Source organism: Micromonospora sp. CPCC 205558, assembly GCF_036902955.1.
Classification (GTDB): Bacteria; Actinomycetota; Actinomycetes; order Mycobacteriales; family Micromonosporaceae; genus Micromonospora.
This window is the reverse complement of record NZ_JBAKHR010000006.1, coordinates 65,362-85,217: the sequence shown is the minus strand read 5'-3', so window position 1 is coordinate 85,217 and position 19,856 is coordinate 65,362. Positions and strand designations below refer to the sequence as shown.

The 19,856-nt window shown below is 70.9% G+C and carries 20 protein-coding genes; 4 read left to right on the top strand and 16 right to left on the bottom strand.

All coding sequences use genetic code 11. The annotated features are described in order from the left end of the window. Window positions 1-56: 56 nt before the first annotated feature. Entirely contained in the window at window positions 57-1,274 is a 1,218-nt protein-coding gene (locus tag V6U86_RS07720) for an arginine deiminase (RefSeq protein WP_334500132.1), read from the top strand. Window positions 1,275-1,301: 27 nt separating this feature from the next. Here the strand turns inward: V6U86_RS07720 and V6U86_RS07715 are convergent, their stop codons facing one another. The 12 genes from V6U86_RS07715 to V6U86_RS07660 form a co-directional block, all read right to left on the bottom strand. Continuing rightward, a complete protein-coding gene (locus V6U86_RS07715; protein ID WP_334500131.1) occupies window positions 1,302-2,189 on the bottom strand; it encodes a DUF5926 family protein in 888 nt (295 codons plus the stop codon). Window positions 2,190-2,248: 59 nt separating this feature from the next. Beyond that, the gene (locus V6U86_RS07710) at window positions 2,249-2,668 is read right to left on the bottom strand and encodes an ATP-binding protein (RefSeq protein WP_334500128.1); all 420 of its coding nucleotides are present in this window, start codon (window positions 2,666-2,668) and stop codon (window positions 2,249-2,251) included. A gap of 60 nt (window positions 2,669-2,728) precedes the next feature. After that, window positions 2,729-4,183: a PAS domain-containing sensor histidine kinase gene (locus tag V6U86_RS07705; RefSeq protein ID WP_334500126.1), complete on the bottom strand. Its 1,455-nt coding sequence runs from the start codon at window positions 4,181-4,183 to the stop codon at window positions 2,729-2,731. A 55-nt stretch (window positions 4,184-4,238) separates the two neighbouring features. Beyond that, complete coding sequence (locus V6U86_RS07700; protein WP_334500124.1) at window positions 4,239-5,027, bottom strand: glycerophosphodiester phosphodiesterase; 789 nt, start codon at window positions 5,025-5,027, stop codon at window positions 4,239-4,241. Window positions 5,028-5,036: 9 nt separating this feature from the next. Then, window positions 5,037-5,372, bottom strand: a complete 336-nt coding sequence (locus V6U86_RS07695; RefSeq protein ID WP_030487745.1) for a rhodanese-like domain-containing protein — start codon at window positions 5,370-5,372, stop codon at window positions 5,037-5,039. Window positions 5,373-5,430: 58 nt separating this feature from the next. Continuing rightward, on the bottom strand, window positions 5,431-6,306 hold the full coding sequence (locus V6U86_RS07690) for an LCP family protein (RefSeq protein ID WP_442934895.1): 876 nt from the start codon (window positions 6,304-6,306) through the stop codon (window positions 5,431-5,433). Between the two features lie 261 nt (window positions 6,307-6,567). Then, entirely contained in the window at window positions 6,568-7,620 is a 1,053-nt protein-coding gene (locus tag V6U86_RS07685) for an LCP family protein (protein ID WP_442934894.1), read from the bottom strand. Window positions 7,621-7,995: 375 nt separating this feature from the next. Then, a complete protein-coding gene (locus V6U86_RS07680; protein WP_334500114.1) occupies window positions 7,996-9,222 on the bottom strand; it encodes an LCP family protein in 1,227 nt (408 codons plus the stop codon). A gap of 76 nt (window positions 9,223-9,298) precedes the next feature. Further along, complete coding sequence (locus V6U86_RS07675; protein ID WP_334500112.1) at window positions 9,299-10,276, bottom strand: NAD-dependent epimerase/dehydratase family protein; 978 nt, start codon at window positions 10,274-10,276, stop codon at window positions 9,299-9,301. A 90-nt stretch (window positions 10,277-10,366) separates the two neighbouring features. Beyond that, window positions 10,367-12,058 (bottom strand): solute symporter family protein, encoded by a 1,692-nt coding sequence (locus tag V6U86_RS07670; RefSeq protein WP_334500110.1) that lies wholly within the window; start codon window positions 12,056-12,058, stop codon window positions 10,367-10,369. Then, window positions 12,036-12,401, bottom strand: coding sequence for a DUF485 domain-containing protein (locus tag V6U86_RS07665; protein ID WP_334500108.1), 366 nt, complete (start codon window positions 12,399-12,401; stop codon window positions 12,036-12,038). The genes V6U86_RS07670 and V6U86_RS07665 overlap by 23 nt, the downstream gene beginning before the upstream one ends. 176 nt (window positions 12,402-12,577) lie before the next feature. Next, window positions 12,578-13,210: a flavin reductase family protein gene (locus V6U86_RS07660; RefSeq protein ID WP_442934904.1), complete on the bottom strand. Its 633-nt coding sequence runs from the start codon at window positions 13,208-13,210 to the stop codon at window positions 12,578-12,580. Between the two features lie 212 nt (window positions 13,211-13,422). Here V6U86_RS07660 and V6U86_RS07650 point away from each other — a divergent pair, with 212 nt between their 5' ends. Then, window positions 13,423-13,638, top strand: coding sequence for a DUF397 domain-containing protein (locus V6U86_RS07650; protein ID WP_334500799.1), 216 nt, complete (start codon window positions 13,423-13,425; stop codon window positions 13,636-13,638). On the opposite strand, the gene V6U86_RS07645 is transcribed toward V6U86_RS07650, so the two are convergent. Further along, window positions 13,635-15,329, bottom strand: a complete 1,695-nt coding sequence (locus tag V6U86_RS07645; RefSeq protein ID WP_334500106.1) for an ABC transporter permease — start codon at window positions 15,327-15,329, stop codon at window positions 13,635-13,637. The genes V6U86_RS07650 and V6U86_RS07645 overlap by 4 nt on opposite strands. Next, window positions 15,314-16,078, bottom strand: a complete 765-nt coding sequence (locus V6U86_RS07640) for an ABC transporter ATP-binding protein (RefSeq protein WP_334500103.1) — start codon at window positions 16,076-16,078, stop codon at window positions 15,314-15,316. Before V6U86_RS07640 ends, V6U86_RS07645 begins: the two co-directional genes overlap by 16 nt. Before the next feature lie 176 nt (window positions 16,079-16,254). Between V6U86_RS07640 and V6U86_RS07635 the strand changes: the two genes are divergently transcribed. Further along, entirely contained in the window at window positions 16,255-16,755 is a 501-nt protein-coding gene (locus tag V6U86_RS07635; RefSeq protein ID WP_334500100.1) for a SigE family RNA polymerase sigma factor, read from the top strand. Then, on the top strand, window positions 16,748-17,590 hold the full coding sequence (locus V6U86_RS07630; protein ID WP_334500098.1) for a hypothetical protein: 843 nt from the start codon (window positions 16,748-16,750) through the stop codon (window positions 17,588-17,590). Before V6U86_RS07635 ends, V6U86_RS07630 begins: the two co-directional genes overlap by 8 nt. 35 nt (window positions 17,591-17,625) lie before the next feature. On the opposite strand, the gene V6U86_RS07625 is transcribed toward V6U86_RS07630, so the two are convergent. Both V6U86_RS07625 and V6U86_RS07620 read right to left on the bottom strand, forming a co-directional pair. Continuing rightward, complete coding sequence (locus tag V6U86_RS07625) at window positions 17,626-19,266, bottom strand: sodium/solute symporter (protein ID WP_334500096.1); 1,641 nt, start codon at window positions 19,264-19,266, stop codon at window positions 17,626-17,628. Next, window positions 19,267-19,680 (bottom strand): hypothetical protein, encoded by a 414-nt coding sequence (locus V6U86_RS07620; RefSeq protein ID WP_334500094.1) that lies wholly within the window; start codon window positions 19,678-19,680, stop codon window positions 19,267-19,269. Window positions 19,681-19,856: the final 176 nt, after the last annotated feature.

Below are 19,856 nucleotides of genomic sequence, written 5' to 3'. Positions count from 1 at the left end.
TATTCATCCACAGTTCTTTTCTCGGATACCGCTAAACCCTGCCCTACGCTGCGGGAGTGACCCACTACGTCGACAGTGAAGTCGGGCGGCTCGGCACCGTACTGCTGCACCGGCCCGGCCCCGAACTGGCCCGGCTCACCCCACGCAACAACGACTCACTCCTGTTCGACGCGATCCCCTGGGTGGGACGCGCCCAGGAGGAGCACGACGCGTTCGCCGCCGCCCTGCGCGAGCGTGGCGTCGAGGTGCTCTACCTGGCCACCCTGTTGGCCGAGACGCTCGCCGTCGCTGATGCCCGGGCCGAACTCACCGACGAGGTGCTGCGCTCGGAACGGCTCGGCGACACCCTGCGCGCCCGCGTCGCCGACCACCTCTCCTACCTGGACCCGGCCGCCCTCGCCGACGTGCTCACCGCCGGGCTGGCCCACGAGGAGTTGCGGATCAGCTCGGAGCGGCCGGGTGGGCTGGTCTACACGCTGATGGACCGACACGACTTCGTCATCGACCCACTGCCCAACCTGCTGTTCACCCGCGACTCGTCGCTCTGGATCGGCGACCGGGTCGGTGTCACCAGCCTGGCCATGCCGGCCCGCCGCCGCGAAACCACCCTGACCGACGCCATCTACCGCCACCACCCCCGGTTCGCCGGCACCGAGTTCGTCTACCGCCCCAACCTGGAGCACCTGGAGGGCGGCGACGTGCTGCTGCTCGCACCCGGGGTGCTGGCGGTCGGGGTGGGCGAACGGACGACCCCGGCCGGCGCCGAACGCCTCGGCCGGCAGGTCTTCGCCGCCGGCCTGGCCCACACCATCCTGGTGGTGCCGATCGCCCAGAAGCGCGCCACCATGCACCTGGACACCGTGTGCACGATGGTCGACGTGGATGCCGTCCTGATGTATCCCAACATCGCGAGCACGCTGTCGGCGTACACGGTGATCGCCGGCGGGGACGGCGAGGACCCGCGGGTGGACGGGCCGGCGCCGTTCCTGCGGGCCGCCGCCGACGCGATGGACCTCGACCTGCTCCGGGTCATCGACACCGGGCTGGATCCCGTCACCGCCGAACGCGAGCAGTGGGATGACGGCAACAACACCCTCGCGCTGGCCCCCCGGCTCTGCGTCGGCTACGAGCGCAACACCGAGACCAACGCGCAACTGGAGCGGGCCGGCATCGAGGTGATCCCGATCGCCGGCTCCGAGTTGGGCTCCGGCCGGGGCGGACCGCGCTGCATGTCCTGCCCGATCACCCGCGACCCGCTGGCCGTCACCCGCTGAGCGCCAACGGGCAGCGGGCTCTACGGCTCAGCGCAGGGTGAGCTGGCGACCGAGCAGCCCCTGCCGGGCCCGACGGTCGGCGGCGTCGAGCGGGTCGGTGACGGCGAGAGCCTCGGCGTACCGCTTGGCGAACTGCGCCACCGGCTCCTCCCACTCGGCCGCCGGAGTCTCCTCCGGCAGGTCCCAGACCGGCACGAGCCGACCGTGTGCGCGGAACATGCCGGCGAACTTGGTCTGCTCGCCGAGCGTCAGCGTGCCGGCCGCGCCGAGGCGGGCCAGCGCGTCGAGGGCGGCGTCCTCGTCGTCCGGCAGCACCCAGCGCACGTGGGCCTTCTCTGGCACCTGACACCAGTACGCCGCCTTCGCCGCGGTCAGCCGCACCGTCGGGTAGATGGCCGCGTTCGCACGCTCCAGCGACGCCTGAACGGTCGGATCGTCGGCGGCCCCGGGGTCGAGCCAGAACTCGAAACCGTCGTGCATGGTGATGTCCAGCGGACCGTCCACGAGGATGTCCTGCAGACGGGGCCCGGGCCCGGGCAGTGGCGGCACGGCCACCTGGCCACCCGGCTCGGTGCGCAACGCGCTGAGCAACGCGTCGGCCAGATCCCGGGAGACGTCGCCGGACTGCTGGTGGCGCTGGAGACCGATGAGCACGCGGCCGTCCGGCTTGGTGATCGCCGGGGCGGCCATCGGCAGCACCGTGGCGAGCGTCGCCGCCCGGTCACCGAACTCCTCGACCAGGGCGGGCGCCAGTCGCAGCGGGGCGGAGGCGGCGGGCACCAATTCGCGTAGCGCGATCCACTCGCACTCGTCGACCAGCCCGTCGAACGGACGCGGCACGAAGACGTCCCGCACCTTGTCGCGGCGGGGGGTGGTGTCGGTGGCAGTGCGCTGGCTCTTTCGACGCTTACTCACGGCGTCACAGCCTAGAGCCCCGAGCGGCTCGCCGTGGCCGGGACCCGCCCGAGCCGTACTCAGCCCGCCGGCACCAGGTCGGGTCGGGGTGCCGGCACCGGGTCGAACTCCGCCCAGACCTGCTGGCCCATGCCGTCCTGCTCGACGCCCCAGCGGGTGGCCAGGCCGGCCACGATGTGCAGCCCGCGCCCGTCCGCAGAATCCGGGCTGGCCGTCCGGAGCCGTGGCCCGGCGCCCGCACCGCCGCCGTCGGTGACCCGCAGCTGGATCAGGGCGCCCTCGGCCGAGGGCCGCAGCCGCCAGGCCACCCGGATCACGCCGCCGGGCAGCGGTCTGGCGTGCCGCACCGCGTTGCCCACCAGCTCCGCGAGCACCGCGATCAGGTCCGCGAGGAGCGTCGGGGGTACGGCGTCCGCCAGCTCAGCGGCGAGCCGGTGTCGGGCCAGCCGTGCCCCGCCCGGGTGGTGGGGAACCACCACGCACCAAGCTTGATCCCTCGCTGCCGCTGCCACCGTCGCCTCCACGTCGCGCCACCTCGGTCAACCGCGTGGTAGCCGCACCTCTGCGACCGTACCGCCGCCGGTCCTCGGACGTAGGGATACCCATCCATTCTGTTGTTCAACGATCCGGCGGACGAGATACAGGCCGAGCCCGGCCCCCGGATAGCCGCGACGGTCGCCGGACTCGCCCTGCCAGAACCGGTCGAACGCCCGTTCCACGTGCTCCGGTCGGATGCCGATGCCCTGGTCGCTGACCCGGAACGCCACCAACTGGCCGTCGACCGAGGCGGTGATCTCGATGGGTGAACCCGGTGCCGAGTACTTACCGGCGTTGGTCGTCAACTCGGTCAGCACGGTGGCCAGGCTGGGGCGGTGACCGAGCGCCTTGGGCAGATCGCCGGGGAGGCGGAGCACCAGCCGGCGGCGTAGCTCCGCCGGCAGGTCCACGACGGCGCAGCGCAGCGCCTCGCCGAGGTCGAACGGGGTGGGAGGGTCGTCGCCCGGCCCCACCTCGGCCGCGGAGCTGAGGAGCCGGTCGACCAACCGGGCCAGCTCGTTGGCGCGTTGGCCGATCACCCGGGCCGCCTGCCGGCGGTCGACCTCGGTCAGCGACTCCCAGTGGTCGGTGAGGGTGTCCGCGTACCCCTTGATGACGGTGACCGGGGTGCGCAGCTCGTGGCTGGTCACGGCGACGAACAGCTCCCGGTCGTGGTCGCGGCGCTGCTGGTCGGTGATGTCGCGGAAGGTGACCACCCGCAACGTGCCCGGTCCGGGCAGCTCGCCGGAGGTGATCCGCAGCCAGCGGCCGTCCGGCATCCGGTGGTCCCGAACCTGCCCCGAGGGTGGCAGCGGGAACGGCAACGGGCGGCTCAGTGCCTGCTCGACCGTGCGGCCGGTGACCTGGGCGGCGGCCGGGTTCCAGAGCCGGACGTGCCCGTCGCGGTCGACGACGGCCAACCCGTCGGCGAGGGCCGCCACCACCGGGCCGTCGCCGTGCACCGGCAGGCCACTCTGGTCGCCGTACATGTGCCCGACGCAGGACGCGAGGTAGGTGATCACCCCCTGCTGCTCGGGGCCCGGCTCGTCGTCGCCCGGATAGAGCGCGTGCAGGCTGCCGACGGTGTGCCCGCCGATCTCGGCCCGGGAGACCACCATCCGGCGCAGGCCGCTGCCGGCCAGTTCGCTGGCCAGCTTGCCGTTGAGGTCACCCACCCGCACCTGGCGCACCCGTGGCCCGGCGAGCAGGCAGACGGTGTCCGGGTCGTCGATTGCCAGTGGTCGGCCGAGGGCCCACTCCGCCGCACCGGTCGCGGCGATCACCCGACCGCCGGTCGGCCCGAACTCGACGAACGCCATCCCGGTCGCGCCGAGCGCCGGCTGGGCCACCCGGAGCAGTTGGGTGAGGACCGGCAGGCCAGCGTCCCCAGAGTTGATCATCTCGATCACGACGGTGTGGCCGGCGATGAGAGCGGGGAAATCGATACGCTCCGGCATGTGCCGAGTCTGCCCCGCCGACCCGATTTTGGGCACCCCCGCCCGGCCGATGGGGTCACCGGTCCAGCCGGGCGAGGGCATACGCCGGCCGGTCGGTGATGATCCCGTCCACCCCGGCGGCCAGCACCAACTCCAGGTCGTCCGGTTCGTTGACAGTCCAGACGTAGACCTGGTTGCCGCCCGCTCGCAGTGCGGGCAGCAACCGCGGGCGGGCCCGGACCAGGCCGATGCCCGGCCCGGCGATCCGGGCGCCGAACGGTAGCCGACTCAACGGCAACCAGGGCGGCAACACCTCCAGCAACAGCACAGTGGGCAGCGTCGGGGCCAGCTCGCGCACCCGACGGACCGCCAACGGGGAGAACGACATGACCGTGACCTGCACCGGGTCGTCCGGAGTTGGATCGGCGAGCCCGTACCGGCGCAGCAGGCTGACCAGTCGCCGTTCCACGTTCGTGCCGTAACGGGACGGGTGCTTCGTCTCGACCAGCAGCCGGACCGGCCGGCCGGCGGCGAGCACCGCGTCCAGGAGCCGGGTCAGGGTCAGCAGCCGGGTGTGCGACTCATCCGGTGGCAGGTCGCCGGCCGGCGCGCTGCCCGGGTGCCACGACCCGAAGTCCAGGGCGTCCAGCTCGGCGAGCGTACGCGCGCTGACCAGACCGCGACCGTTGCTGGTGCGGTCGAGTCGTCGGTCGTGTACGCAGACCAGGTGCCCGTCCCGGGTCAGCCGGACGTCGCACTCCAGGCCGTCGGCGCCCTCGTCGAGGGCGCGCAGGTACGCGGCGAGGGTGTGCTCGGGTAGGTCGAACGAGGCGCCGCGGTGCGCGAAGACCAGTGGCCCGCCCATCCGCCGGCCTCAGATGACCTGGCCGGGCTGCCCGTTCGCGTCGACCACCGGTCGGCCGACCGCAGCCCACTGGCGCATCCCGCCGTCGGCGTTGCGCACCTGCTCCCAGCCGTTGTTGATCAGATAGGCGACGACCTGGGCGGAGCGTCCGCCGGAACGGCAGACGACCGCCACCTCCCGGTCGGTGGGCACCTCGGCCAGCCGGGCCGGTAGCTCCATCATCGGCAGGTGGTGGGCGGTGGGCGCGTGGCCGGCCGCCCACTCGTCGTCCTCCCGCACATCCAGCAGGTAGGTCTCGTCGGCGATCTCGGTCACGGGCACGGTGGGAACCTGGGGTCCGAACACAGGAAGCAACACTAGATCCTCGTGGCCCGGTTCGCCGTCGACCGGGCCGTCGGAACCATCACAACCGGGTCACCCACCGGGGGTTGGCCCGCGCCCAGGCCGGCACCCGGGTGCCGCGCAGCGCCTCGAAGAGCCCGTTGCCCCCGTTGTCCAGCACCACGTACGAGACCTCGTCGATTGTCTGCGGTGAGGAGGGCACCTGGACGCCGCGCATCCCGTCGGGCGGCAGCGCGCGCAGCGCGAGGAGCAGGTCCTCCAGGGGTACGCCGTTGGTGTCGACGGTCAGCGAGCCGCCGACCGCCCGGAGCACCTGGTCCAGTTTGACGGGGTTGCTCCGCAGGTCCGCTCTGCCGGCGCTGTCCAGCATCGCCCGGAGCAACTGCTGCTGGTGGTGCTGCCGGTCGTAGTCACCGCCGGGCAGGTCGTAGCGCTGTCGGACGTAGTCCAACGCCTGCGCCCCGTCCATCTGGTGGCAGCCGGTGGTGAAGACCCGGTTGGTGTGGATCGAGCGGACCTCGGTGTCGACGCACATCTCCACCCCGCCGAGCAGGTCGATGACCTTCCGGAAGCCGGAGAAGTCGATCAGGGCGGCGCCGTCGAACTGGATTCCGGTGAGCCGGTGCAGGGTGGCGGAGAGCAGTTGGGCGCCGGCTGGGCCGCCGCCGCCGTGCTCGTACGCCGCGTTGATCTTGTCTTGGCCACCACCGAACCCGTTGGTGGGCGGGATGGCGACCAGCAGGTCACGCGGGATGGAGACCAGGTACGCCTCCCGCTGCCCGGCGGGGACGTGCACGATGAGGATGGTGTCCGAGCGTTGGTCCGGGCCAGTGTCGCCGGGGCGTCGGTCGGAGCCGACCAGGAGATAGTTGAGCGGCCCGTCCAGGTCGGTGCGCCCGGTGCGGGCGTCGGGGTCGAGCAGTTGCTCCTTGGTCACCGTGCGGTCGTACCGGTGGCTGAGCGTCTTGAGCCCGACCACGGCGAGCCCCGCCAGCAGGACGAGGGCCAGGCCGACGCCGAGCAGGATCCGCGACCCACGGGCGCGGGGTGACCGGGCGGGCGGGGCCGCTCCGGCCCGGCCCGCTGCGTTCCGTCCCCACCTGGACGTGACCGCCTCCCCGCAGCCGATACGTGAAACCTGCTCACGTCAGGCTACGGGCGGTGACGAGGTCGTCGCTGGCTTTCCGCGACTACCGCCTCACTTGCGGGTGGAGATCACCTCGGGGTGGGTGAAGACGAACTCGGCGAGTTTGTCCTGCTTGACCGCCCGGAACATCGCCATCGTCTCTTCGTTCAAGCCCTCGGTGTTGTTGCCGTTGGCGTTGAAGGTGCCGTTGTTGGTCTTGAGCATGGTCAGCTCGTTGCCGGTGACCCCGCGCATGGTGAAGATGAAGTTCTCGATCGCCACGCCGCCGGTGTCCAGGACGAACGCCTTGCCCGCCGCCTTGATCAGGTTGTTCATCTTGGCCGGGTTGCTCAACATCCCGCCCTCGGTGGCCTTCTTGGCCATCGCCTTGATCAGCTGCTGCTGGTTGGCCTGCCGGTCGTAGTCGCCGTTCTTGAGGGTCTTGCGCTGCCGGGAGTAGTCGAGCGCGGCCCAACCCTCCATCTCCTGGCAGCCCTTCTTGTGCACCACCGGGGTCCGCGGCTTGCCGGTCTTCTTGGCGTCCGCGTTCCACATCGGCTTGCCGTCGACGTACGACATGTGCAGGGACTTGACCTCTTGGCTGACGCAGATCCGCACCGTGCCCAGGGCGTCGATGACGCTCTTGAAGCCGCCGAAGTTGATGATCGCCGCGCCGTCGAAGCTGATCCCGGTGAGCCGCTTGATCGTCTGGGCCATCAGCTGGGCGCCACCCTCCCAGCCACCGCCGTTGGCGGCACCGGCCTGGAACGCGGCATTGATCTTCCCGGAGCCGCCGCCGTAGCCGCTCTTCTTGAATGCCGGGATCTGCGCCTCGGTGTCCCGGGGGATCGAGATCAGGTACGCCTGGTCGTGGGTGGCCGGGATGTGCAGGATGATGATGCTGTCCGAGCGGACGTCGTCGGCGGCCCAGCGCTCCCGCGCGTCCACGCCGAGCAGCAGCATGTCGATCGGGCCGTCCAGGCTCGCCCCGCCCTCGGCGTCGGACTTGCCCGCGTCACCCAGCAGGTTGCCCTTCGCGATGCCGCCGGTCGCCTGCCCGATCAGCGCCTTGCTGCCGACGATGGCCACGCCGCTGGTCAGCATCAGCACGGCACCGAAGACCACGGTCAGCCTGGCCCAGAGGGGGTCCTTGCGCTTGGTTCGCTTCTTGGACCCACCGCCACCCGGGCGGTCGCCACCGCCATCACCGCCGCTGCCGGGAGGGCGCGAGCCCGGCCCGCCACCAGCGGGACGCGCCTGCACGGGTATGGCCGCAGCGACTCGACCGCTGGGGGCGGCGGACCCGGGGGAAGAAGGGCGACGACTGGCCTGAACCGGCATTCGTGCTCCAGCTCGTGATCAGGAGGGGGCGGCACCACTGTACGTACATCAAAACGACTTGGCGAGTTCATCTCAGGTCAATCCGGACGTCGAATTTCGCAGACTCAGACGATCGTCGCCGTTCGATGATCCGAACGGCTGGTGCCCCCTCGGCCGCGCTCAGCCGCCGTCGTTGCTCTTCGGCGGGTTGGCCTTGACCCAGTCGGCCATCGTGTCAGCGGACATGGCCTGGTACATCGCGAGCGCCTTCTCCCGGTCCGACACCACCACCGACTCGCCGTTGATGGTGTCGCTGCCCGAGTTCGGGCTGGTCACAAAGGTGAGGTTCTGGCCGCGCAGGTTACGGAACTGCAGCGCCATGTCTGTAACCGAGAAAGACTGGTCGACGGTTACGGCCGCGGTCACCGACTTGAGGAAATCGTTGAGCTTCTTCGGGTTCGCCAGCGTGCCCGTGCTCGCCGCCTTGTCCATCAGCGCCCGCAGGAACTCCTGCTGGTGCCGCATCCGGGCGAAGTCCCCGTCCGGGAACTGCTTGCGCTGCCGGATCCAGTCCAGTGCCTCCGCGCCGTCCATGTGGTTGGTGCCCTTGGTGAACGTCCGGTACGGCTTGTGGATCGAGGTGATGGTGCGTTCCACCTTCAGGTCCACCCCGCCGAGGGCGTCGGTGACCTCCTTGAAACCGCCGAAGTCGATCGCCATCACGTGGTCGATCCGAACGTCGGTGAAGCACTCCACGGTGCGTACCGCCAGCGGCAGCCCACCGAACGCGAACGCTGCGTTGATCTTCGCGCGCGAACCGGAGCCGCAGTCCGCGCCGGCGCTCTCCGGGATCGGCACGTACAGGTCCCGGGGGATGGAGACCAGATAGGCCTCCTGGTGGTCCGCCGGGATGTGCATGACGATGATCGTGTCGGCACGCCACTGACTCTTGGTGTCGACCGGTGCGTCCGGGTCCCGCGAGTCGCTGCCGACCAGCAGGATGTTCAGCGCGCCATCGACGGTCTTGGCGGGCCGACCACCGGTGATCTCCGCGAACGGGTCGGTGCGGGCCAGGTCACTGTTGAGGTTGCGGGCGTACAGCCAGGCGCCGACGCTGCCGAGCAGCGCCAGCACCAGCACCGCGACCCCGGCCACCAGGGCGATCCGACCCCAGCGCGGTCGTGGGCCACGCCGCCCCGGCCCACCGGTGCCACCCGGGCCGCCGGGCCCCGTGGGCCCCGCCGGGCCGCCGGGCTGCGGCTCCTCCTCGTCGTACGACGGGTAGAAGCGCGCCTCGGACGGACGGGCACGCCCGGAGGCGCTCCGGTCGGGGCCGGGCACGGACGCGCGCCCGGCGCTGCGGTGCAGGTACGGAAGCGGGACGCCGGCAGACGAGGTCGCGGACATGTAACTCAGGGTACGTAGCCAGAGCCACTGCCGCCTTCAGGCGACACTCAGCGGCGGGTGGTACCTGAAGATCCGGTCACCCCAGTCGCGTGCGGAAGTACTCGATCGTGCGCCGCAGGCCATCTTCGGGCGCGACCGACGGCTCGTATCCGAGCAGTTCACGCGCGAGCGTGAGATCCGGCCGACGCATCTCCGGGTCATCCGAGCCACGGGTGACATAGGTCACCTTCGAGGTGCTGTCGGAGAGCGACACGATCAACTCGGCGAGTTGCCGCATGCTCAGCTCGTGCTCGGTGCCGCAGTTGACCGGGCCCGTCTCGGTCGAGTCGAGCAGCAGCAGGATGCCGCGCACCAGGTCCTCGACGAAGCAGATGGACCGGGTCTGGTCGCCCGTGCCGTGCACGGTGATCGGCTCGCCGCGCAACGCCTGGGAGATGAAGGTGGGGATGGCACGGCCGTCGTCCGGGCGCATCCGCGGGCCGTACGTGTTGAAGATCCGGACGATCGCCGCGTCGAGCCCGCGGTAGCGGTGGTACGCCATCGTCGCCGCCTCGGAGAAGCGCTTCGCCTCGTCGTAGACGCTGCGGACCCCGATCGGGTTGACGTTGCCCCAGTAGGTCTCCCGCTGCGGGTGCTCCTTCGGGTCCCCGTACGCCTCGGAGGTGGAGGCCATCAGGAACCGGGCGCCGTCGGCGACCGCGCGCTCCAGCAGGTGCAGGGTGCCGACCGAGCCGACCCGGAGGATCTCCACCGGCAGTTGGGCGAAGTCGGTGGGGCTGGCCGGAGAGGCCATGTGCAGGATCGCGTCGAACCGCTCGGTCAGCGCCGGGTGGTGGGTCGGCAGGCCCTCGGAGATGTCCGCTTCGACGAGGGTGAAGGTCGGCCGATCCAGCAGGTGGGCGACGTTCTCCTTGGAGCCGGTGACGAAATTGTCCAGCGCCACCACTGTGCAACCTCGGGCGATCAGGGCGTCTACCAGGTGCGAGGGGACGAAGCCCGCTCCGCCGGTGACGAGGACGCGGTGACCGGAACCAAAGCGCTCAGCAACCTTCATGCCGATCAGCCTACCGACAGCCGAATCCACGCAGGGGGTCCCCTGTTGACGTCGTGCGTCAGCAGGGGACCCCTTTGACGGGTACCGCGGTCAGTGGGCGCCAGCCCCGGTGAGGGAGCGCACCTCCAGTTCCGCGTACTTGTCCTCGTCGTGCTCCTTGGAGATGACAGTGCCGATCCACCCGCAGAGGAAACCGAACGGGATGGAGAGGATGCCCGGGTTGGACAGCGGGAACCACTGCCAGTCGTGGTTCGGGAACATCGACGTCGCCGCACCGGAGACCACCGGCGAGAAGAACACCAGCAGCACGGCCGAGATCAGCCCGCCGTAGATCGCCCACACCGCGCCGGACGTGTTGAACCGCCGCCAGAAGAGGCTGTAGAGGATCGCCGGCAGGTTGCCCGAGGCGGCGACCGCGAAGGCCAGTGCCACCAGGAACGCCACGTTCAGGTTCTGCGCGTAGATCGACAATGCGATCGACACGGCGCCGATCACCAGGGCCGAGATCCGGGCGACCCGTACCTCCTGCCGCTCCGACGCCTCGCCCTTCTTCAGCACGTTCGCGTAGAAGTCGTGCGCCAGGCTGGACGACGAGGCCAGCGTCAACCCGGCGACCACCGCGAGGATGGTCGCGAAGGCGACGGCCGCGATGATCGCCAGCAGGGCTGCCCCACCCAGTTCGCCGCCGAAGAAGTCGATGCCGAGCGCCTCGGCCAACTGCGGCGCCGCCGTGTTTCCGGCCTTGTCCTGCGCCGTGATCGCCTGACCGCCGACCAGCGCCGCCGCACCGAAGCCGAGGGCCAGGGTGAGCAGGTAGAAGGTGCCGATGATGCCGATCGCCCAGAGCACGCTCTTACGGGCCGCCTTGGCGGTCGGCACCGTGTAGAAGCGGATCAGGATGTGCGGCAGACCGGCGGTGCCGAGCACCAGGGCGATGCCGAGCGAGAGCAGGTCCATCTTGTTGTAGAAGGTCTGCGTCGAGTTGCCGGCGGCCTCGACGCCGTACCGCAGCCCGGGTTCGAGGAACGCGCTGCCCTTGCCGGATGCCTCGGCCGCCTGGCCGAGCAGCTCCGACAGGTTGAAGTTGAACTTCGCCAGCACCAGGATGGTCATCAACAGCGCACCGCTCATGAGCAGGAACGCCTTGACGATCTGCACGTAGGTGGTGCCCTTCATGCCGCCCACGGTGACGTAGATGATCATCAGGGCGCCGACCATGATGATCGTGGCGATCTTCGCGGCGTCCGCGTCCATGCCGAGGAAGGTCGTCCCCGGCTTGATCCCGAGCAGCAGCGCGACCAGCGCACCGGCGCCCACCATCTGTGCGAGCAGGTAGAAGATCGACACCGTGATGGTGGAGACCGCCGCCGCCGTACGCACCGGACGCTGACGCATCCGGAAGGCCAGCACGTCCGCCATCGTGTACCGGCCCGAGTTCCGCAGCAGCTCCGCGACCAGCAGCAGGGCCACCAGCCAGGCGACCAGGAAGCCGATCGAGTAGAGGAAGCCGTCGTAGCCGTACAGCGCGATGATGCCGGCGATACCGAGGAACGAGGCGGCCGACATGTAGTCGCCGCCGATCGCCATGCCATTCTGGAAGCCGGAGAAGGACCGGCCGCCCGCGTAGAAGTCGGTCGCCGTCTTGGTCTGCCGGCTGGCCCAGATGGTGATGCCCAGGGTCACCGCCACGAAGACCAGGAAGAGCGTGATGGTCAGGTTGCGGGCGGTGTGGTTGCCCGCCTCAGCCGCGAGGAACGTCTCAACCGCGAGGACCTTGCTCATGGGTCACCTCCCCGATCTCGGCGCGGATCCGGTCCGCGATGGGGTCGATCTTCCGGTCCGCGTAGCGGGAGTAGAGCCAGGCGATCAGGAACGTGGAGACGAACTGGAGCAGGCCGAAGACCAGCGCGACGTTGATGTTGCTGCCGAACAGCTTCGTGCCCATGAAGTCCCGGGCGTACGCGGAGAGAATGACGTAGAGCGCATACCACAGGAAGAAAGCGACGGTCATCGGGAAGACGAAGCCGCGCAGCGCACGCCGCAGCCCGGCGAACTCGTCCGACCGTTGTACGGCCAGGTACTTGTCCGACTCGGAAGCGGTCGGAGCGGGTGTGTCCGTGGACATCTGTGGATCACCACCTTCACAGGCGTCAGAGGAGTTTCGCGCACCGTAAAGAGCGCACTCCCCGGCAGGGAAGGCTGAGATCGACGCCGGTCGGCGAGTGCGCCGAGCGGTTGGCTGGCTGCGCCAAGTGACTCAGGTCACTGCGGTGATCGGTCGGACCCGGGCGGGGCGTCCGTTCAAGCCGGCAACTCGTGATAGCGACCGCGGTAGTGCAGCAGCGGAGCGCCATCCTCGGCCAGGTCGACCGCCTCGATCGTGGCCTCGACCAGCAGGCCCCAGCCGTACTCCCGGGCGGTGTCCAGCCGGCACCCGGCCCAGCCTCCGGCGTCCGCCGGGACCGGCCCGTACGGCGTCTCGACCCACCCGCCGGTGGCGAAGAGCCCTCCCGGGGCGGGAAAGAGGCCGGCGAAGCGATCGGCGAGCTGCCGGTGTGGCGGGCCGAGCGGCGTGACCGCGAACCGGCCCGACTCCTCGACGGCCGCCCAGAGGTCGGACTCCGGGTCGATCAGCCCGAGCAACCGGTCCGGTTCGCCCTCGGCCACCAGGGTGGACGAAACGGTCAGCCCGGCCGGACCGGGCGCCGTCCAGAGGGTCACCGGTGCGGCGAGCCGACCACGCAGCCGGCGTACCGGCGACCGCTGCCCGGTCGGCACGGCGAACGGATCGGTGTGGTGGATCTCGGCACCCGGCTCATGATTCACGTGAAACATTGTGCCGCCCCGGCCCCGCGCCCAACCAAGGAAGCGCTCGTGCAGGTCGGCGGGTCGCCCGTTGAGCCGAGCAGCGCCAGCCGCGCCGGGCACGGCCAGGGCGCCCCGCAGCCGCGACACCGCCAGAGCGGCCGCATCGGCAGGTGCGGCCGGCTCACCTCGGCTCTCCGGCCGACCTGGGAGGTGGAGTCGCCCGGCCGCCGCGCGCTCCGCTCGGCGTCGGCGGAGGGCGATTCCCGAATGGCCGTGATGCCTCTGAGTCATATTGATGCCTCAGGGACATCACGCTCGCGGTGACACACCGATCCCTGCTGCGATGCGCCGTCCGGTCGCTTGCGTGGTCTGAGGCCCGATCCGGCTGCCAGGATACGGGCGGCGCCTGCGTCGAGGTGGCGGACAACGTGCCCGGCGTCGTGCTGGTCCGGGACAGCAAGGACCGTTCCGGCCCGACCCTCACCTTCGCTCCGGCCGCTTGGCGTGGCTTCGTCGTCGACGCCGCCCAGGCCCCGGGCCGCCGCGCCGGTTAACGACGCGGCGTGACCGTGGCGAGCAGCTCCGGTTGGCGGCGGTCCAGTACGTCGCCGGCCAGGTACGCGCCCAGCAGCGCCGCGCCCAGCCCGTACGCGGCACCGACCGGCAGGGCCAACCAGAGCCAGGCGTCACCGAGCAGCGCGGCGGCCACCACCATCGGCACCGCGGCGACCGCCGAGGCGAGCATGGCCAGCAGGGTGAGCAGCCCCTTCGCCATGCCCGCGCCGCTGTTCATCGCGAACGGGTTGCTCGTCTCCGGCAGCGAGTACGCCCCGAGCACCGAGACCAGGCTGTTCACCGCCAGCCCGGCGCCGTAGGTGGCGACCAGGCTGCCGACCGTGAGCCCGATCCAACCCGGTCGACCGAGCAGCACCGACAGCACCACCGCGACGACTGCCAACATCGGCAGCACGTACAGCGAGAAGGCCGTCATCCGGGCCCGTAGCTCGACCCGGCCGGGCACCCCGGCCACCACGTGCGCGGCGTACGCGCTGCCGTCGAACCCGAACTGATTGGCCAGGGTGACGGCGGCGAGCACACCCACGAAGAGCATCGAGATGGTGACCACGACCGGTGAGCTGTCGTTGGCCGCCGCCGTGAACCCCGCCTCGCCCATGGCCGCGAAGTCCCCGCCGGTAACGTTGATCATCACGGGCACGAAGATGCCGACCACCGCGATCGTGATCAGGTTGGCCCGGCGGCGGGCGTCCCGCCACCAGTAACGGGCCTCCCGTGCGACCAGGGCACCGAACCGGTCCCGGCCGGCCCACCCGGCGACCCGGGGAAACAGTTGGGCGACCGCGCCACCGGAGACCTCGCGTCGCGCCGGGGCCTTACCGCCGCTCGCCGCACCCACCATCGCCGACTCGAGCGACCGGGACCACCAGGCCAGCAGGGCGCCGAGTGCCACCACCGTGATCAGCAACTTGACCGGTGCCGCCCACACCCGCCCCTGGGCCACGTCGATGCCGACGGTCCACGGAGCGCCCAGCGGTGTCCAACCGATCACCGTCGCCACACTGGTCAACCGGGCCCAGTCCGCCTCCCGCAGCGCGGCGAGGCCGAAGAGCTGCAACGGGCCGAGCAGCGCGGCCGTCACCGCCAGCAGCACGGCCGCCAGGTCCCGGACCCGGCGGGACCGCAACATGGTGGCGAAGGCACTGGTCACCGCCCGGCTGGCGGCCACACAGAGCAGCAGCCCAGCGAGCACACCCACGACGGCGAGCAAGCCCGCCGACCAGCCACCCAGCGACCAGGCGGTCAGCACCAGCCCGAACGACGCGATGAGCACCGCCAGCACCGGCACGCTGAGCAGGGCCGCGACGAACAGGCCGGTCACCAACGTGCGTCGGGACAGCGGCAGCAGCGCGAACCGGGCCGGGTCCAGGGTCTCGTCCACGCCGAAGAAGACCAGTGGCAGGAGCAGCCAACCGAGCACCAGCAGCCCGCCGCCGCCCGCCGCGATCAGCACCGCGTACTGGCCGTTGCCACTCAGGCCCGGCGCGGCGAAGAGGAAGAAGCCGCTGGCGGCGAACCAGAGCCCCAGCAACGCGCCGCCGATGAACATGGCGATCCGCCAGCCCTGGCCCCGAAAGTTGTTGCCCATCACCCGCAGCTTGAGCCGCGCGAAGTGCCGAGCGGAGACCGGCCGTACGGGGGTGGCGTCCGCGCTCACCGGGAGAGCCATGACAGCTCCTCGCCGGTCGCGGTGCGCCCGCCGACCACCTCGACGAAGACCTGCTCCAACGAGCGATCCCCACGGACCTCGTCGAGGGTCCCGACCCGCTTGATGGTGCCGCCGGCCAGGATCGCCACGTGCGAGCAGAGCCGCTCGACGACCTCCATCACGTGACTGGAGAACACCACAGTGCCGCCGCCGGCCGCGTACCGGGTGAGGATGTCCCGGATCAGCGCCGCGGAGACCGGGTCGACCGCCTCGAACGGCTCATCCAACACCAGCACCCGAGGGCCGTGCAGCAGCGCGCAGGCCAGGCCGATCTTCTTCTTCATGCCCGCCGAGTAGTCCACCACCAGAGTCCGACCGGCGTCGCCGAGCGCCAGCACGTCCAGCAGCTCGGCAGCCCGCTGGTCGACCACCGTCGGGTCCATCCCCCGCAACAACCCGTTGTACGCCAGCAGCTCCGCCCCGGTCAGCCGGTCGAACAGCCGGACCCCGTCGGGCATCACGCCGAGCAACCGCTTGGCGGTGATCGGGTCCTGCCAGACGTCGTGCCCGAGCACCCAGGCCGAGCCGGCGTCCGGACGCAACAGCCCGACCGCCATCGACAGGGTGGTGGTCTTGCCGGCGCCGTTCGGGCCGAGCAGGCCGTAGAAGGAGCCGGCGGGGACGTCCAGGTCGACGCCGGCCACCGCGATCGTGCCGTCGAACCGCTTGGCCAGGCCACGCAGTGCGAGCGCGGGATGCTCAACAGTCATGCGCCGACGTTATCCGTCGACCGCCAGTTCCGCCGTCCGGCGACGGACGGACCCGCGATCATCCCCGAGACGGACACGCCGCTCAGCGCCCCTGAAAACTGCTCCTCGCCGCACCTGATGCAACCGGACACCGTGCTGGCGGGTGACAGAGGCAGGAGCGACACGGGGAGGGGACGTTGGACAGAGATGACGGCTTCGAGGAGTTCTACCGAGCCAGCAGGCACCGGGTCGTCACCGTGCTGTACGCGCTCGGTGGCGACGTCCATGAGGCGCAGGACGCCGCACAGGAGGCGTACGTGCGGGCCTGGCAACGCTGGCAGCGCATCGGCGAGTACGGCGATCCGGAGGCGTGGGTGCGCAGCGTGGGGCACCGCCTCCTCATGAACCGATGGCGCAAGATCCGCAACGGCATCCGCGCAACCCGGCGGCACGGTCCGGCCACCGCCGTGGGACCACCATCGGAGAACACGGTCGCGCTGGTCGCGGCGTTACGTCGATTGCCGCCGGAACAACGCGAGGCGATCGTCCTGCACTACCTGGCGGACCTCTCGGTCGCGGACATCGCGACCCAGATCGGTGTACCGGCCGGCACCGTCAAGGCTCGGCTCGCCCGCGGCCGCCAGGCCATGGCCCCTCTGCTCGGCACCACCCTCCCCGAGGAGGTCAGCAATGCCTGATCAGTTCTTCGCCGACATCTACCGCGACACCGAGCACCTGACGTGGGCGCCGAGCGAGCAGGTGCGGGAGCGCGGCAGGCGGCGGACCCGTCGGACGAGGATCGCGGCGACGCTCGCGGGCGCGGTGGCGGTGGCCGTGATCGCCACCGGGGCGGTGGCTCTGGCCGACGGCCAGGACGGGGCACCGACACCGGTGCTGCCGGCGACCGGTTCACCCACCCCGACACCCGATCCGTCAGCCACCCCGACGCCGTCCCCACCGAAGGCCAGCCGCACTCCCGTGGCACCGCCGTCCACCCCGTCCCGGACCAGTGGTCGGCCGTCGGCTGGTACCACCGACCCGGCGATCCCGGCGTCGGCGCTGTTGCAGGCGTCCGATGTCCCGTCCGACTGGCGCGGGCAGGCGCCGAGCAGTGAGGGGGACTCCAGCTTCGCCTTCAGCACCGGTGGGTGTGAACCGTCGAATCACCAACTGTTCCGGCTGAATCCCCGCGCCCAACGGGGGATCGTCTTCGTCCAGGGCCAGATCGCGCCATTGGACGAGACGGTGACCCGGTACTCGGCGGGGGACGCCGCCCGTTACCTCGGCGCTGTGCGGGACCGGGCCGAGAAGTGCGGTGGGCCGGAAGTGAAGATCACTGTGCTCGCCGAGGATCTCGCCGGCACGCAGTCTGTGCTGGTCCGTGTCGAGCACCACGGCGATGCCGTTACCCACTACCTGTTCGTCAGGGTGGGCGATCTGACCGCCGAACTCACGGTGGCCGATCGCGCCGCCGCTACGGAGTACGCGCCCAAGGTTGCCGATCGGCTCTGCGCCGGCACGGACGCCTGTTGACCGTTCTGCTTCAACTGCGGGTGTGCCGATCCGGCTCACATGCGGAGGGCTTCCGGGGTGTGCAGGCGGAGCATGGTGGCAGCGATGTCAGCCGGGGCTCGCCGGCGGGTTGCCATCGACACGGCGACCATCACGGTGAAGGCCAGCGGCACCGTCCAGGCTGCCGGCTGCGCGATGAGCGTGGCCGGCCAGCCGGACAGCGGTGGGCCGAGCACGGTGACCAGCACCGCGCCGATCGCCGCGCCGCCGCCGGCCACCACGCCGGCGGCGGCGCCCACGTCGGTCAGCCCGCGCCACCAGATGCCGAGCACCAGCAGCGGGCAGAAGCTCGACGCGGCGACCGCGAAGGCCAGCCCGACGACCTGGGACACGTCCAGTCCGTCGACGTGCAGCGCCAGCACCGTCGGCACACCACCGGCGATGACGGTGGCCAGCCGGAAACCGCGTACCGAGCCCCGACCGAGCACGTCCGTCGAGATCACCCCGGCGACGCTGGTCAGCAGCCCGGACGAGGTGGAGAGGAACGCCGCGAACGCGCCAGCGGCGACCAGCGCGGCGAGTAGCCGCCCGACCAGCCCGTCGCCCAGGGCCGCGCCGGGTAGCAGCACCACCACCGCGTCGGTCTGGCCGCTGAGCAGCAGTTGCGGGGTGTAGATCCGACCGAGGACCCCGTACAGGGTGGGCAGCAGGTAGAAGACGCCGACCAACGCCAGCACGACCAGTGTGGTCCGGCGGGCCGCCGCGCCGTCGGGGTTGGTGTAGAAGCGCACCAGCACGTGCGGCAGGCCCATGGTGCCCAGGAAGGTGGCCAGGATCAGCGAGTACGTGGCGAACAGCCCCCGGTCGTCGTCACCGGCGGCGCTGGGCAGCAACCAGTCGTTGGCGTCGGTGGCCACCCCGGACACCGCCGGTACCGGGTCCCCGGCGGCGAAGGTCAGCTCGTCGCCGGGGCGTACCTCCCGGATGTCACCGTCGGGCAGGGTGAGGGTCGCTCGGTGCTCGACCACGACGGTGGTCGCGGCCCGGAACGTCGGCCCGTCGGGTGGGGTCACCGCCGGGCGGCCGTCGGCCTGCCACTGCAGGGCCAGGAAGATCACCGGTACGGCGAGAGCGGTCAGCTTGAGCCAGTACTGGAACGCCTGCACGAAGGTGATCGCGCGCATGCCGCCCAGCGCCACGTTCGCGGTGACCACGGCGGCCACCAGCAGGGCTCCGAGGGGGTACGGGGAGCCGGCCACCGTGGCCAGGGTCAGCCCGGCGCCCTGGAGTTGCGGCACCAGGTACAGCCAGCCGATGAAGATCACGAACGCGGTGGCCAGGATGCGGAGCCGACGCGACCCCAGCCGCAGCTCGCAGAAGTCGGGCAGGGTGAACGCGCCGGAGCGGCGTAGCGGCGCGGCAACGAAGAGCAGCAGGGCCAGGTATCCGGCGGCGAACCCGACGGGGTACCAGAGCACGTCCACGCCGTACTTGAGGACCAGCCCCGCGATGCCGAGGAAGCTCGCCGCCGACAGGTACTCCCCGCCGATGGCGGCGGCGTTCCACGTCGGACTGATCGCCCGGGACGCCACCAGGAAGTCGGACGTGGTCCGGGCCAATCGCAGCCCGTAGAAGCCGATCCCGACGGTGACCAGGGTGACCGCGACGATGGCCGGGACCACGAAGTCGTTGCCCACTCAGCGCTCCGGCCGTTGCACCAGGTCGGTGAAGTCCTGCTCGTTGCGCTCGGCCAGCCGCACGTACGCCCAGCCCACCCCGATCAGGAACGGGAAGGAGACCACCCCGAGCAGCAGCCACGGCAGGTTGACGCCGACGATTGTGGTCCGACCGAGCGAGGGCGCGATCGCGAACAGCCAGGGCAGCCCGCCCAACCCGATGGCCACCACCAGGGACATCCGCACCGCGAGGGCGAGTTGGGCCCGGACCAGGCCGCGGACCAGCGCCTCGCCGACCTGGGTCTGCTGGGCCAACTCGGCGCGGGTCCGCTCGGCGCGGGTGTCCTGCCGGGTGATCTCGGCCAGCACGATCCGGGACCGCCGCGGCGGCGGTACCGCACCGCCCGACCCCACATCAGGGAGTTGCTTGGCCACCCCGGCAGTCTTGCCCGCCGGGCCGGATTGTCAAGCAGAGCCACCGATCGACGTTGTTCACATCGGTGGGTGGCGTTGTGCATAACCTGTGGACAACCGCTCACCCCTGTGGATAAACCGGTGGCGACGCAGGCTGGCCTGTGTGAACTCCGGTGGCTCGTTGTGGACAACCGGCC